We start from the raw sequence: 15,580 nt of genomic DNA on the forward strand, positions 1-15,580 counted from the left end.
TAATGTTGGTATAAATAAGCCACTATATTATCTTTGCATTTTAACCGTTAATTATGTTTTACTTATTATGTTACTTTGATAACCCTTTAAGAATCGTCTTACTCGACCTTCTCGCAATGCTGCAATAAAGAAGCCAAGTGAACCATATATGATCCCCAACAATAAAATCATAAAAACATTAAATAAATTATCTATTAAACCTAATCCCATTTGGTTTACGCCTGCAATCATATTGGTTGCCCAAGTTGATGGCAACATTTTGGAAACAATTTGTACCCAAAGAGGCATAGCATCAAGTGGCCAAATTGTGCCCGATAGATAAAACACTGGTGTTGTCAAAAATGCAAGTGTTAGATAAATCATTTCAGTTTTACGTAAACATTCTGTCAGTAATTTACTTAACCCTAAAACACCAAGTAACAATGGGAGTGTCATAATTAGAATTTCAGGTATATTTGCAAGCTGTCGATAACCAAGTACCCAAGGCCACAAACCAAATAGTACAATGGATAAAAATAACCATACCGGTATAAGACCACACAAGCTACCCAATATGACAATTTTTGGTGGTTTACCTTGTGGTAACGAGTTTAATGTAATATTAGTACGTGTTGAGGCAATTAAAAATGAATGTTGCAATAACATTACTAATAAACCCGGAAAGGTAATAGCGGCAAAACTGACACCAGGATTATAAAGTGGTTCTGTTTGACCATTTATTGGCGATAAAATAATATTGATCTGTTTATCTGAAAACCCACTATTACGCATTATTCGAGTATTATATTGAGTTAATATCTGTTGATAGATCCCTTTTATATCGACTTGTATTAAACCATTGGCTAAACGACTTGAAGCATCGCCATATGCTGGTATTGTCACTTCTTCACCATTTAACAGCCGTTTTTCAAAATCTCTTGGAATCGTAAATACCGCAAAGAGTCGGTGATTATTAATATCATCATAAGCTTGCAAAGAACTCTCATATATAATGGTCTCTATTTTTGAACTAGTATTTAAAGAACGAATTAAACTTCGGCTGGTTGGAGTATGATCTTGATCGACTATCGCAACCGGCAAACTGGTAATAGTACCATTACTATAAACTAAGCTCATCAATGAAACAGACAATAGTAGCAACAACCACATTGGTCTAACTAATAAAAGCAAAAATATTTTTATAAATGAAGACCAAAATATTTTAAGCATCTTGGTGTTTCCTCTTACTGTGAATGTAGTCGTCTTACTAGACGTTTTCTCACTAACACAGTAATAATTATTGGGTAGACCATTAAAATACCACAGGTTTTTAATACTGAAAGATAACTAGAGTGACGTAAAAATAGATCAAACAGCTTATTGAGAGCATAAGTTAATGGTTCTAGTGATGAAATAAACCTTGCGATCCAAGGCATAGATAATTCGGGTACAACAACACCGGAATAAGTTAACGCAAGTCCAACTAAAATACCTATATAAGTATAAGCATCAATAGGGGTTTTAGTAAAGGTGTATAGCAAAATACCAATACTTTGAGCGGCAATCACATAGAAAAATACCACCGTTACCATGGCAAAAGGCGAACCTGATACACGAGCATGAGAAAACAGAACAAGCATCGCAATTTCAAAAATAAGCAACATGGTAAACCAAATTGTGTAAGGTGCTAATTTTCCTAAAACAAAAGGATAATTAGGGCGAGTTCGCTTTGGTAATTGTGCTAATAAATGAATCGTTGTTGTGACAACAAACAGCTGTAGTAGATGAACGACAGCTGAGAATTGCTGAAAGTACATTGAGTTACCACTGGCATTAAATAACCCATCATAATTGAAGTTTACTTTTGCCAGTTTAGGTACCGGTATCCCAATACTAGTTGCCATGGTGCTACGGTATTGGGTATTTAATGCCGCAATTAGGCCAGAATAATCCATAATAGAATATAACCCAGCACTATAATATAACGCGTTATAATATAGCATTGGTGTTGGCTGGCGACCGGCTAATACATCTGCTTCAAAATTCGGTGGAATATAAAAAATGGCATAAATTTTTGCTTTTTGCAAATCACGTTCAGCCTCAGAAAGCTGGCTATCATAATTAACCAGATTGGCATGTGCTCCAGCATTAAGATCGCGCACAATTTCACGCGATAAAACACTTTTATCATTATCGATATAGCCAACAGGGAGATCAAAAAGTACACCACGATAAAAGATACTACTGATTAATATAAAAATAATTAGCGGTAAAATCCACATTAACCAATGGAAAGTAAAACGCTTAAATATCACAGGTATTTCAGCATTAAACGCTTCTTTGAAGCGGTACCAAAAATCCCAAATTAGTTGTCTAATTTCCATAGTGTGCTCATACCTGCACGTAAACCAGCAATAGGAGTTGTTGGATAAAGTCTAACTTCAAAGGTTTTTAAGTCAAAATCACCGGTAGCTCGTGTTGCACGTTTTGTTGCATAATCACCCATAGGTGCGATATAACGAACTTCAGCTTCAATTTCTTTATTACCAAGAGCAGGGACTTCAAGCTTAACATGTTCGCCTTTATGAATATTAGGCATAATATTTTCACGAAGATTAAATATAAAGTACGCTTTTGGTAGTTGAATTACAGTCAATAATGGACTATTGGCATTAAATAACTCGCCAACTTCGGCTGGTATTGAACCAACCTCACCTTCAACGGGGGCCTTTACTTGTAAATCATCGTATTGAATTTGTAATTGTTTAAGTTGCTCTTCTGCCTCTTTTAATTTAGCATCATAAATTTCTCGTTGTTCAATACGATCACCATTTTTGGCTTGATCTAAATTAGCCTGTGCTGACTGAACTTGTTGAAAGGCTGCATCACGCGTTTTTAATGCATTATCTAAGATCGATTGAGAAACATAACCTTTGGCCGAAATAGCTTTGTTACGATCATATTCTTTGGATGCATTATCATAAGCAACTTTAGCTTGTTGAAGTAACGCTTCATAGTAGCGAATGCTTTCTTCACGTGTTCCATGTTCAGAAAGTGCAACTTGAGCTCGTGCTTGGTCGCAAGCCGCTTGTGCCGCTTTGACTTGTGCTAATAACTCTGGACTATCAAGCGTTATCAATATATCGCTTGGTTTTACATCATCACCTCGATTGACGTGTATTACCTGCACACGCCCTTTCGCTTTTGACGAAATACTAACATTAGGTGCATCAACCTCACCTTGTAATATAAGTTGGCTATTATGTGATCGAATTAGAATTGTCATTGAAATTAAAATAACAATTAACACAATAATAATAAAAATTTTTTTATTCATAAACTTTGCATGGAGTGATAATGATTAGATATGGCCTAAACAATTAGGATGATGGTATGCATTATAGATCTCACATTTATAAATTGTAACGATTACTGTATTACAAATTATACGAAAAGTGCTTTATTTTAATGAATAAAGAAAAATTTTTATTAAAAAAAAGAATATATCAACACGATCAATAATAAATACGACTATACTCCATTTGAGTTTTAAATAAATTTTAATAATAACAAAACATCAATTTAATAGGTTTTGTTTATAAATGATATTCGTTAAAAGAAATAGATAAAAACCTACTTATTTAGTATGATATTTTTAGTTGATTACGATAAGGTTTGAAATTTATGAAAAAAATAATAATTATTGGTGGTGGAGCTGGGGGTTTAGAACTAGCTACAGACCTTGGCGATAAACTAGGAAAAGGAAACCAAGCTGAAATTACACTGATTGATAAAAATAGTTATCACCTATGGAAACCTTTATTACATGAAGTTGCCACTGGTATTTTGAACGAACAAGCTGATAGAATTGACTATGCAAAACAAGGGCAACAACACAATTTCCAATTTAATCAAGGTACTTTTACTAATCTTAATCGTGAAGAAAAGCAAGTTATTATTGAAAACTTAAATCACGAGTCTGTTTCTATTCCATATGATATTTTAGTTATGGCAATAGGCAGTACTTCAAACGATTTTGGTACGCCTGGTGTTAAAGAACATTGTATCTTTTTAGATGATCAAAATGCCGCTATTCGTTTACGTGAAACACTCATTGCAAAATTCTCTAGTTTTTGTTCGATTATTGATGAACATGAATCAACAACTGAAGATAAAATTCGTATAGCTATTGTTGGCGGCGGTGCGACAGGTGTTGAATTGGCCTCAGAATTACCCCATATGGTTGAAACATTTGGTGCTTGTGGACGCAATAAAATGTGTTCAGATTTGCTAGATGTATCAGTTATTGAAGCAACTGATCGTATTTTACCTGCATTACCTGAAAAAACAGCATTAGGTATTACCGAAACATTACAAAAACGTGGCATTCATGTGTTAACCAAAACCATGATAACTAAAGCGGAAAGTGATGGTTTTTATCCAAAAGAAGGCGATACCATCAACGCTGATATTATGATCTGGACTGCGGGCGTAAAAGCACCTGACTATCTAAAAGATATTGCTGGTTTAGAATCAAGTCGTTCTAATCAACTTGTTGTTAAACCAACACTACAAACAACACGCGATGATAATATTTTTGTTATTGGTGATTGTGCTTACGCGATGCAAGACAGCGGACGAGCCGCTCCCGCTACAGCACAAGCTGCACATCAGATGGCAAAAATCTGTTATGAAAACATTGTTAACATGTTAAATAATAAATCAATGAAATCGTTTAATTATACCGATAATGGAACGATTATTTCCCTGCATGATACAGCACAAGGTGTGGTTAAAATTGCAGGAAAACGAGAAATGAATGTTAAAGGATTTTTTGCTTTAACTATTCATCGCCTATTGTATCGTATGCATCAAGCAAGCTTATTAGGTATTTTCAAAACAATTCGATTTGTTAAAGCTAGTAAAGAGATGTATAAAAATAAATTTGCTTCTATCTTTACTCACCAAGACTAGTTTCCCATTTAGATAGCTACTTACAAAATACTATTTTATAAGTAGCTATTTTATTTTATAATTTATAGCATTATTTACAGGCAAAGGTATTAATGCGTTTTATTATATTGTTTATGCTGTCTTTAGTTAGCTTTATTAGTATTGCTAGTTATAAACCTCAAGATAGTGATATTATTTTTCAATCCTCACAATCAAGAAAAAGCTTGGCAGTTGAACAAGCTACAAACTCTCCATACAGTCATATGGGAATTATTTTCATTAAAAATGGCAAACCTTATGATATCTGGTTTGGTTGGGACAATAATTATATCTATTGTTCTGAGTTAATCTGGAAAATTTATGATAAAGCACTTAAATTGAAAATTGGTCAATTACAAACTATCAAAGATTTTAATCTTCATCACCTGCCGTGAAGCAAAAACTAAAAGAACGTTATGGAAACAAAATTCCTTATCAAGAAACGGTTATTTCACCAGTTTCTATTTTTAATTCCTCCTTGCTGATAACGGTTGACAAACAATGGTGAATTAAAATAATGCTAAACTCTTAACTGGTGCAAAACTTTTACGATATAAATGATTAATACCATGTTCTTTTATTGCCGCTAAATGTGCTTTAGTTGGATAACCTTTATGCTTAGCAAGGCCATATTGTGGATACAACTTATCAAGCTCAACCATCTCACGATCACGTGTAACTTTAGCCAAAATTGAAGCAGCGCTAATCTCTGCCACCAATAAATCGCCTTTAATGACCGCTTGAGTTTGAATACCAAAATCAGGGCAACGATTACCATCGACTAATACAAAATTAGGTTTAATAGTTAATCCAGATACAGCACGCTGCATTGCTAGCATAGTGGCATGTAATATGTTTAATTTATCTATTTCATCCACTGAAGCGCGGGCAATATTCCACGCTAAAGCATCTTGTTTGATTATATCAAACAGCTGTTCTCGCTTTTTTTCGGTCAGTTTTTTAGAGTCAGTTAAGCCTTTAATTGGCTTGTTAGGATCTAAAATAACCGCAGCAGTCACCACATCACCACACAGTGGACCACGTCCTACTTCATCGACGCCTGCAATAAGTGTTATATCTGGATAAGTAAAGTCTAACAACAATGTACATCCTCTAATACATCGAGTACTGCTTTAGCCGCTTGTTCATCGGCATTACAACGGATTTGTTTATGCAAAGATAAAAATGTCTGTTTTAGCTCAGAATTATCATCCTCTAATAAGGGAATAATATGATTGGCGATATTTTCAGGTGTGCAATCTTGCTGTAATAACTCTGGAACCAAGGCTTTACCAGCTAAAATGTTAGGTAAAGAGACATAAGGAGTTTTAATTAATTTTTTAGCGAGCCAAAATGTGAAAGGTTTCATTTTATAACCAACAATCATAGGACATTTGGCTAACATACATTCTAGTGCCACAGTACCAGAGGCTAAAATTGCCGCATCGCTAGCAATCATTGCTTCACGGGCATGGCCATCTAATAATTGTATGTCTAGTTTTGGTGCAACTTCGGCTTTAATCTGTTCAAACTCTTTTCGTCTTTTTTCATTCACTAATGGTACAACAATATGTATGTCAGGATAACGTTGGCGTAATAATTGCGCAGCTTCTAAAAAAGGAGTCGATAATAATGTCACTTCTGCATGGCGACTACCGGGCAATAAAGCTAAACAACGGCAATTGAGTGGCACATCTAATTGTTGACGAATAGCTATTTTATCTGGATTAAGTGGAATATCATCAGCCATCTTATGACCAATAAAGCGGCAAGGTACATCAAATTTATCATAAAAAGTTTTTTCAAACGGTAAAAAAGCTAAAATAAGATTGGTATTACGTTTAATTTTGAAAACTCGTTTTTGCTTCCAAGCCCAAACGGAGGGGCTAACGTAATGGATCGTTTTAATACCGGCTTGTTTTAATTTACCTTCTAGGGAAAGATTGAAATCAGGTGCGTCAATACCAATAAATATATCGGGGTTAAGTTCAATAAGACGTTTATTGATATCTCGGCGAATAGATAAAATACGACGTAATCGCCCCAATACTTCAACAATGCCCATAACCGATAATTCATCCATTTCATACCAAGCCTTACAACCTTCAGCTTGCATTTTAGGACCTGCTATACCAACAAATTCAATGTTGGGATGATGATTTTTTAGCGCACGAATCAATCCCGAGCCAAGAATATCGCCAGAAGTTTCTCCCGCGACTAAGGCAATGGTTAATGGTTTATTGGTCATTAACGGATAATGCCACGCGTTGAACGTGCAAAAAAGTCAACAAAGAGTTGGGCTTCAGGATATTGTTCGGCAATGGTTGCAATTTCAGATTTAGCTTCATCCAACGTTAAGCCATTTCGATAAAGGACCTTGTAGCTATTGCGAATCGCCTGTAAGGCATCTTTGCTAAAACCTCTGCGCTTTAAGCCTTCATAATTTACGCCATGAGGAGTTGCATGATTACCTTGGGCAATAACATAAGGAGGAACGTCTTGCGCAACGCCAGAACAACCGCCGATCATAACATGCGATCCAATCACACAAAATTGATGAACAGCTGTCATGCCACCAACAATGACATAATCGTCTAATTGAACATGTCCACCTAAGGTGGCATTATTTGCTAAAATACAGTGATTACCAATATAACAATCGTGCGCAACGTGGGCATTAATCATCAATAAATTATCACTACCAACACGAGTTAACTCGCCACCTTGAACTGTACCACGGTGAATAGTAACGCTTTCGCGAATCATATTGCGATCGCCGATTTCGGTACGCGTTGGCTCTCCACGATATTTTAAATCTTGGTTTACTTCACCAATTGAGACAAATTGATAAATTTGATTATCTTTACCAATTTTAGTGTGGCCATTGACGACAACGTGTGATTTTAAAAATGTTCCGTCACCAATTTCAACATTTGCACCAATAAAACAAAAAGGACCAATTTTGACGTTATCGCCGATTTTAGCACCTTTTTCAATGACTGAACTTGGGTGTATTTCTGTTGCCATAGTATTTCCTTAAAACAATTTGGAATATGTAAAATACCAAATGTTATTTACGAGCACACATCATTTCAGCTTCGCAAACTAACTTGCCATCAACGGTTGCAACACCATGGAATAACGCAATGCCACGACGCTCTTTAATATATTCAACATCCAACACAAGTTGATCACCCGGTACAACAGGACGTTTAAAACGTGCTTTGTCAATTGAAGCGAAGTAATAAAGTTGCCCTGGAGATAACTCTTCAATGCTTTTAAATGCCAAAATTCCTGTAGCTTGTGCCATAGCTTCTAAAATTAATACACCTGGGAAAATCGGTTTATTAGGGAAGTGTCCCTGAAAGAATGGTTCATTTACAGTAACATTTTTTATCGCTTTTAATGTTTTACCTTTTTCATAACTAAGTACGCGATCAACCATCAAAAATGGATAACGATGGGGTAATAAACTGATAATTTCTTCAATATCAAGGGCATTAAGTTCGGTAGTCAAAATAGCTATCCTTATACATTATTTGCTATAAATTTTATACATTATAACTGATGAAGCCTCTTTCACTCAAGGATGATTTAAAGTACAAAATATTACTTATCCTATTTTATTATCGGCACAGTAATATAAATTATTAAATAAATGATTGGTAAACACTATGTTATCTTTTGTTAAATAATATATAATAGTCGAATTAACAATCTAAAAGAATTTCTAACTTGGAGAAGTAGAATGAAATCATTGATTAAAATGACCTTAGTGAGTAGCGCAATTGTATTAGCATTAGCTGGCTGTGATAAAAAAACAGATAAAATAACAATTTCAACAGATGCACAGAAAGAGGCATATGCATTAGGTTCATCATTTGCAACATACATGAAAACAAATTTAGAACAAAATGAAATTAAACCAGATCAAGAATATTTAATCGGTGGTTTTAATGAAACATTCAGTGGTGCATCACAACTAAGTAAAGATGAAGTTAAAACTATCTTAGAGGCATTTGGTAAACGAATTCAAGAAGAAAGCCAAGCGCGTTTTGAAAAACAAAAAACCGAAAATACAGCTGCCGGTGACAAATTCCGTGAAGAATTTGCTAAACAAGATGGTGTTAAAAAAACTAAATCTGGATTGCTTTATCAAATTTTGGAAAATGGCTCAGACCATCATCCGACTGCCGATGATACCGTTATCGTTCATTATAAAGGTACTTTAACTGATGGACGTAAATTTGACAGTTCTTATGATCGTAGTGAGCCTGCTAAATTTCCTCTTAATGGTGTGATAAAAGGTTGGATTGAAGGCATCCAACTAATTGGTGTTGGTGGTAAAATTAAACTTGTTGTACCACCAGATCTAGCTTATGGTGATCAAAACATTCCTGGTCAAGAAGGTAAAGCAGGAATCCAACCTGCATCAACATTAGTATTTGAAGTTGAATTACTTGGTATTGATAATAAAAATGATACAAATAAAGAACCAGCTGAAGAACCAACATCAGAGCCAGAGTCAGAGCAAGCTGAATAATAATCAACAGACTCACTTGTTTGATTCATTAAGCTATACACTTATTGTTATGGGTCCTGTTTATGGGACCCAATCTGCTTATTGTGCATATCAATTTGCACAAGTTTTACTATCTAATACTCCTCATACTATTAAAAATATCTTTTTTTATGCCGATGGTGTTTATAATGGTAACAGCTATACCGACCCCGCTAATGATGAATTTAACTTAGTTTCTGCATGGCAAGAATTATCTAAAAAGCACTCTTTTGCGTTAACGATTTGTGTTGCAGCAGCACAGCGACGAGGTATTATTAAAAACAATCTGGCTGATCGTTTTGAATTAACTGGTCTTGGTGAATTGAGTGAATCAATTTCAACAACAGATCGTACTATTCAGTTTTAATGTTAGGGGGGGAAATGAAAAAATTAGCAATAATTATTAGCTCGCCACCTCACGGAAATGCCAAAGGTCGAGAAGCACTAGATATCGCATTGGCTACCTCAACTTTTAACCAAATTTCTGTTTTTTTTGTCGATGATGGCGTATTTCATTTGTTACCTAATCAGCAGCCAGATGAAATTTTAATGCGTGATTATATTGCAACTTTCAATATGCTTGAGCTTTATGATATTGATAATGTGTATGTATGTGAATCTTCACTTAAATCAAGAAATCTAATGCAGCTACCTCGTAATATCCCTAGTAAACTCATTAATAATCAGTTATTAAATCAATTATTAACCATTCAAGATGTAATATTACGATTTTAGTTTTATATTGAAATACAAAATCTCACACCACAATAACAGGCTTGATATCTAAACAAAAAACATTCAGAAAACATATTGATTTTATTTATTTTTTTATCTTATTATTTTTAACAAAATAACCAATTTTTCATAAAAGATGCATTCAACATTGATATGATAGACTAATGTAGTTTCCGTAAGGTAAAAGCAAATAAATAATCCACCCTATTTTTATTATGCTTAATATAGAGTGGATTATAGTTCATTTAATTTAGCTTTTATCTTATTAAACTAGACTAATTTCTTCATTTGATCGGCAATTTTTTCGGCCTGAGTACCAACAATAATTTGCACACCTGTTTTACCTAATTTAATGACTGCCATCGCACCTAATGCTTTAGCTGTTTGTTCATCGACCAACTCTGAATCATTTACACCTAAACGTAAGCGTGTAATACAAGAATCAATATTGATTAGATTCTCTTTACCACCTACAACTGCTAAATATTGTTCAGCCAGTTTAGATGTATCACCAATTTCTTGTTTTTTCGGAGTTTTTTCAGTTGATGAAAGTGTAGTATCTTCATCTTCACGACCAGGTGTTTTAAGATTAAATTTAATAATAACAAAACGGAATACCATATAGTAGACCACAAAGAACACTAAGCCTTGAAGAATTAGCATAGACCAATGTACTGCTAGTGGATTTCCTGACTGAAGCAACATATCTATCAGGCCAGCGCTAAAACCAAATCCACATATCCATTGCATAGTCGCAGCAATAAACAATGAGATACCTGTTAAAACCGCATGGATAAAATAAAGCACTGGTGCAACAAACATAAAGGCAAATTCTAATGGCTCAGTAATACCAGTAAAAAATGCAGCAATAGAGGCCGCAAACATAATTGATGCGGTTTTCTCTTTATTGCCTTTTTTAGCTGTATGGTACATGGCTAATGCTGCACCAGGCAGGCCAAACATCATAACAGGGAAGAATCCAGCTTGGTAACGACCAGTAATACCTACAACCGCTTTACCTGCATCAATAGAGCTTTGTCCGCCTAAGAAATAAGGAATATCATTGATACCAGCCACGTCAAACCAGAATACTGAGTTTAAAGCATGATGTAAACCGACCGGAATAAGTAAACGATTGAAGAATCCATAAATACCTGCGCCAGCAGAGCCTAATCCTTGAATCAGTTGACCAAAATATTCTAATCCGCTATAAACAACAGGCCAAATAAAATAGAAGAGTACAGACACAAGTAACATCACAACTGAGACAATAATAGGAACAAAGCGCTTACCGCTGAAAAAAGCTAATGCCTTATGCAACTCGATGGAACTAAATCGATTGTATAACTCTGCTGAAATAATCCCAACTAAAATGCCAATAAATTGATTGTTGATACTATTAAATGCTGGTGGTACTAGTTTTTGCCAATCTTTAACTGCTTTTATATCTATTCCATGAAAAAACGCAATAGATTCCGGTGATAATAAGGTAGTGATAATTAAAAAACCCACTAAACCAGAAAGCGCGGCAGCTCCATCCTTATCTTTAGACATACCATAAGCCACACCAATAGCAAAAAGTATTGGCATATTACTTAGAATAGCACTCCCAGATGTCACTAAAAATTTAGCAACAATACTAGCATCCCATTCCATCAGTCCAAACAAGTTTACATGACTAACCCACTCTATATGGCTAACCCACTGACCAATCCCAAGTAGTATTGCAGCAGCTGGTAATACCGCTACAGGTACCATCAGTGAGCGCCCGATACGTTGTAAATAAGCTAAAATTCCCATAAGTTAACCTCATATATTATTGAACTATACCTATAAAGTATAAAAAACACTTTTAGGTATCAGTAATCACTTTATTCATATTTCATATCATATTATTTTACTTAGCAAATTAATTGTTTATTTTTTGTGACTTTTATCACTATTTTTTTGGATTAATTCCTTTAATATAGTAAAATAAAGCCAACATATTTTACTTTAAAAAAAAAGAAACCATTTTAATTATATCAGAAGAGGTGTTATTACATGAGACTTATTCCTTTAGAAAATGCACAAGAAGTCGGCGCCTGGGTAGCACAACGTATTGTTAATAAGATTAACCAATTCAAACCAACCGCTGGCCGTCCATTTTTACTGGGCTTACCAACAGGAAGCTCACCGTTAGTTATGTATCAACAACTGATTAAGCAGTATAAAGCAGGTCATGTTAGCTTTAAACATGTAGTGACTTTTAATATGGATGAATATGTAGGACTCCCTGAAGATCACCCTCAAAGCTATCACACATTTATGTACGAAAATTTCTTTAACCATATTGATATTGATAAAAACAACATCCATATATTAAATGGTAATGCGCCAGATATTGATGAAGAATGTCGTCAATATGAAGCAAAGATCAAAGCTTATGGTAAAATCAATATTTTTGTAGGTGGTGTTGGTCAAGATGGACATATCGCATTTAATGAACCAGGATCTTCACTTTGCTCTCGTACTCGTATCAAAACATTAACTGAAGATACACGCATTGCCAATTCTCGCTTTTTTGATAATGATGTTAATCAAGTACCAAAACATGCGCTAACTATTGGTGTTGCCACTTTAATGGATGCTCAGGAAGTCATTTTGTTAGTTTGTGGCCATAACAAAAGTTTAGCGTTACAAGCCGGTGTTGAAGGTAGTGTTAATCATCTTTGGACAGTGACCGCACTACAAATGCATCCAGCATCAATTATTGTCTGTGATGAACCAAGTACTGATGATCTTAAAGTGAAAACACTAAAATATTTTAAACAAATGGAAGCTGATAATCTTAAAGTAACCGTTTTATAAAGGACAAATCAATGTACGCATTAACAAATTGTCGTATTTATACAGGTTATGAAATTCTTGAAAATCACGCCGTTATTATCAACGGAGATAAAATTGCACAGATCTGCAAACAAGACGAGTTACCTGTGGATATTAAAATTGAAAATTTACAAGGTGCAATAGTTGCACCTGGTTTTATTGATATTCAAGTCAATGGCTGTGGTGGGGTGCAATTTAATGAAACACTTGATGCACTAAGCATTGAGACATTAGAAGCAATGCAAGCAACAAATCTAACTTATGGATGTACGAGTTATTTACCGACTTTAATTACATCAACTGATGAATTTATGATAAAGGCGGTTAAAGTGATGCGTGAATATTTAACTACGCATGCCAATCAAGCGCTTGGTTTGCATCTTGAAGGTCCTTATATTAGTCCAGAAAAGAAAGGCATTCATGACGAAAATATTATTCGTCAACCTTCGCAAAAAATGATTGATTTTCTATGTGAAAATGCTGATGTCATTAAAATTATTACCTTAGCACCAGAAAAAGTTGAAAGTCATTTTATCAAGCAACTGGTTAACGCAGGTATTCATGTTTCTGTTGGGCATTCCAATGGTCATTATGATGATTGTCGTCGTGGATTTAACGATGGTATTCGTTTAGGAACTCACCTATTTAATGCCATGCCTTATATTTCTGGACGAGAACCGGGTGTAGTTGGTGCAATTTATGATGAACCTGAAGTGTATGTTGGCATTATTGCTGATGGTCAACATGTCAGTTGGGCAAATATTCGCAATAGTCACAAAATTAAACAAGATCATTTAATCTTAATTACCGATGCAATGCTACTTGCTGGCTCTAATTTAGAATCTGGCATATTTGCAGGTAAAACCATTTATTATAAAAATGGTCGCTGTGTGGACGAAAACGGCACTCTTGGTGGTTCAGCATTAACCATGATTGATGCAGTAAAAAATGCTGTGGAATATGTAGGCATTGCGTTAGATGAAGCGTTAAGAATGGCGACACTTTACCCTGCCAAAGCAATTGGTGTAGATAAACATCTTGGTAGTATTAGTGAAGATAAAATTGCAAACCTTGTTATCTTTAATCGTGACTTTACGGTAGTGAAAACGGTTGTTAATGGAGAAATGAATCGCTAGAATGTCAGATAATTAATGAAAAATATTGAGTAATATATGACATTTAATTATCTGAACTTAGTTGGTAACGCTGAATTAATCAAACAGCTAAATTATGCAATGATTTATCGTTTGATTGTTCAGCAAGCTCCGGTTTCTCGTATTCAATTGGCCGAAATTAGTCAATTAGCACCTGCAAGTATTACCAAAATAACCCGCCAACTTCTTAAAAAAAAATTAATTAAGGAAGTCGATGCCCAACAGTCAACGGGAGGCCGACCTGCGGTTTCAATTGAAGCTAAATTCGGACACTACCAAGCCATTGCTATACAATTAAGCCGTTCTCATATCACCATTGAGCTTTTTGACTTAGGGGCTAATTGCCTAATATCCAAAAGATATTCTCTTACTCATTTTACCGAACAGCAAGTACAAACACACTTAATCACATTAACTAAAGAATTCATTCAGGAAAATAGCAAAAAAATAAAACAGTTAATCGCAATATCTATTGTACTTCCGGGCTTAATTGATTCGGTCAATGGCATTGTCCGCTATACACCACATATTCAAGTGAAAGAGTGGGCTTTAGCTGAAGTACTGCAAGAGCAATTTAATGTATCTATTTTTGTCGGGAATGATATTCAAAGCTTAGCGTTAGCTGAAAATTATTTTGGTTCGACACAAAATGTTGATGATTCCATTTTAATCCGTGTACACCGTGGTGTAGGCTCTGGAGTTATCGTTAACCAGCAACTGCTAACAAATCATAATCAGAGTGCTTGCGAAGTTGGACATATTCAAGTCGACGCATTAGGTGAACGCTGCCATTGCGGTAACTTTGGTTGTTTAGAAAACCGCGTAGTCAATAAAGCCATTGAAAACCGGGCGAAACAGATGATTGAGCAAGGCTATAGATCAAAATTAACAACAGATCACTGTGATATTAACCATATCTGTCAATATGCTAATCAAGGAGATGAGCTAGCGATAAAACTAGTCAAAGATGCAGGTGAAAACCTTGGCAGGGCAGTTGCAATTATGGTTAACATCTTCAATCCACAACGAATCGTATTAGCAGGTGAAATCACTAAGTCACCAGAAATACTATTAAACGCAGTCAATAGTGCATTAAATGCTCAAAGCTTAGAAGGTTTACGAAAAAATCTGACCATTACTTGTTCATCACTTAACGATAGATCGGCAATTGGGGCATTTGCACTAGTGCAGCAAGCTTTATTTAATGGATCATTATTAATGACATTGTTAGACGATATACAACAGTAATCTATTGTGATAAAAAATAAAGCCCGACCAATCAATCGGGCTT

Annotated in this window: 15 protein-coding genes and 1 pseudogene; 8 read left to right on the forward strand and 8 right to left on the reverse strand. The window is 34.9% G+C overall.

The window, feature by feature from the left end:
* Positions 1–51 precede the first annotated feature (51 nt).
* The 3 genes from GA0061081_RS05665 to GA0061081_RS05675 are packed head-to-tail and all read right to left on the reverse strand — an operon-like array spanning position 52 to position 3,316.
* The gene (locus GA0061081_RS05665; RefSeq protein WP_091348016.1) at positions 52–1,209 is read right to left on the reverse strand and encodes an ABC transporter permease; all 1,158 of its coding nucleotides are present in this window, start codon (positions 1,207–1,209) and stop codon (positions 52–54) included.
* A gap of 14 nt (positions 1,210–1,223) precedes the next feature.
* Entirely contained in the window at positions 1,224–2,363 is a 1,140-nt protein-coding gene (locus tag GA0061081_RS05670) for an ABC transporter permease (RefSeq protein WP_091348020.1), read from the reverse strand.
* Entirely contained in the window at positions 2,345–3,316 is a 972-nt protein-coding gene (locus tag GA0061081_RS05675) for an HlyD family secretion protein (RefSeq protein WP_091348024.1), read from the reverse strand. Before GA0061081_RS05675 ends, GA0061081_RS05670 begins: the two co-directional genes overlap by 19 nt.
* 347 nt (positions 3,317–3,663) lie before the next feature.
* Here GA0061081_RS05675 and GA0061081_RS05680 point away from each other — a divergent pair, with 347 nt between their 5' ends.
* Positions 3,664–4,953 (forward strand): NAD(P)/FAD-dependent oxidoreductase, encoded by a 1,290-nt coding sequence (locus tag GA0061081_RS05680; RefSeq protein ID WP_091348028.1) that lies wholly within the window; start codon positions 3,664–3,666, stop codon positions 4,951–4,953.
* Between the two features lie 92 nt (positions 4,954–5,045).
* Positions 5,046–5,479, forward strand: a pseudogene (locus GA0061081_RS05685) (YiiX/YebB-like N1pC/P60 family cysteine hydrolase).
* 1 nt (position 5,480) lies between these two features.
* Here GA0061081_RS05685 and rnhB read toward each other — a convergent pair.
* Genes rnhB through fabZ form a run of 4 tightly spaced genes read right to left on the reverse strand, consistent with a single transcriptional unit; the run spans position 5,481 to position 8,488 of the window.
* Entirely contained in the window at positions 5,481–6,071 is a 591-nt protein-coding gene (rnhB, locus tag GA0061081_RS05690; RefSeq protein ID WP_091348031.1) for a ribonuclease HII, read from the reverse strand.
* Entirely contained in the window at positions 6,065–7,219 is a 1,155-nt protein-coding gene (gene lpxB, locus GA0061081_RS05695; protein ID WP_091348034.1) for a lipid-A-disaccharide synthase, read from the reverse strand. The genes rnhB and lpxB overlap by 7 nt, the downstream gene beginning before the upstream one ends.
* Positions 7,219–7,998, reverse strand: coding sequence for an acyl-ACP--UDP-N-acetylglucosamine O-acyltransferase (gene lpxA / locus GA0061081_RS05700; protein ID WP_091348037.1), 780 nt, complete (start codon positions 7,996–7,998; stop codon positions 7,219–7,221). The genes lpxB and lpxA overlap by 1 nt, the downstream gene beginning before the upstream one ends.
* 43 nt (positions 7,999–8,041) lie before the next feature.
* Positions 8,042–8,488 carry a 3-hydroxyacyl-ACP dehydratase FabZ gene (gene fabZ / locus GA0061081_RS05705; RefSeq protein ID WP_091348040.1) on the reverse strand — a complete coding sequence of 149 codons (447 nt, stop codon included), beginning with the start codon at positions 8,486–8,488 and terminating at the stop codon, positions 8,042–8,044.
* A 231-nt stretch (positions 8,489–8,719) separates the two neighbouring features.
* On the opposite strand from fabZ, the gene fkpA reads away from it, so the two are divergent.
* From fkpA to tusC, 3 genes are read left to right on the forward strand one after another with little or no spacing between them, the layout of a single operon-like run.
* Positions 8,720–9,514, forward strand: coding sequence for an FKBP-type peptidyl-prolyl cis-trans isomerase (gene fkpA, locus GA0061081_RS05710; protein ID WP_091348043.1), 795 nt, complete (start codon positions 8,720–8,722; stop codon positions 9,512–9,514).
* Positions 9,515–9,530: 16 nt separating this feature from the next.
* Positions 9,531–9,899, forward strand: coding sequence for a sulfurtransferase complex subunit TusD (gene tusD, locus GA0061081_RS05715; RefSeq protein WP_202983844.1), 369 nt, complete (start codon positions 9,531–9,533; stop codon positions 9,897–9,899).
* A 14-nt stretch (positions 9,900–9,913) separates the two neighbouring features.
* Positions 9,914–10,267, forward strand: a complete 354-nt coding sequence (gene tusC / locus GA0061081_RS05720; protein WP_091348049.1) for a sulfurtransferase complex subunit TusC — start codon at positions 9,914–9,916, stop codon at positions 10,265–10,267.
* Between the two features lie 270 nt (positions 10,268–10,537).
* Here the strand turns inward: tusC and nagE are convergent, their stop codons facing one another.
* Complete coding sequence (nagE, locus tag GA0061081_RS05725; RefSeq protein ID WP_091348052.1) at positions 10,538–12,067, reverse strand: N-acetylglucosamine-specific PTS transporter subunit IIBC; 1,530 nt, start codon at positions 12,065–12,067, stop codon at positions 10,538–10,540.
* 243 nt (positions 12,068–12,310) lie between these two features.
* On the opposite strand from nagE, the gene nagB reads away from it, so the two are divergent.
* Genes nagB through GA0061081_RS05740 form a run of 3 tightly spaced genes read left to right on the forward strand, consistent with a single transcriptional unit; the run spans position 12,311 to position 15,537 of the window.
* Positions 12,311–13,117, forward strand: coding sequence for a glucosamine-6-phosphate deaminase (nagB, locus tag GA0061081_RS05730; RefSeq protein ID WP_091348055.1), 807 nt, complete (start codon positions 12,311–12,313; stop codon positions 13,115–13,117).
* Between the two features lie 11 nt (positions 13,118–13,128).
* Entirely contained in the window at positions 13,129–14,271 is a 1,143-nt protein-coding gene (gene nagA, locus GA0061081_RS05735; protein WP_091348059.1) for an N-acetylglucosamine-6-phosphate deacetylase, read from the forward strand.
* 36 nt (positions 14,272–14,307) lie between these two features.
* Positions 14,308–15,537 carry an ROK family protein gene (locus GA0061081_RS05740; protein WP_091348062.1) on the forward strand — a complete coding sequence of 410 codons (1,230 nt, stop codon included), beginning with the start codon at positions 14,308–14,310 and terminating at the stop codon, positions 15,535–15,537.
* Positions 15,538–15,580: the final 43 nt, after the last annotated feature.

Origin of the sequence: Gilliamella bombicola (assembly GCF_900094945.1) — a bacterium.
In the GTDB taxonomy this organism is placed as follows: domain Bacteria; phylum Pseudomonadota; class Gammaproteobacteria; order Enterobacterales; family Orbaceae; genus Gilliamella; species Gilliamella bombicola.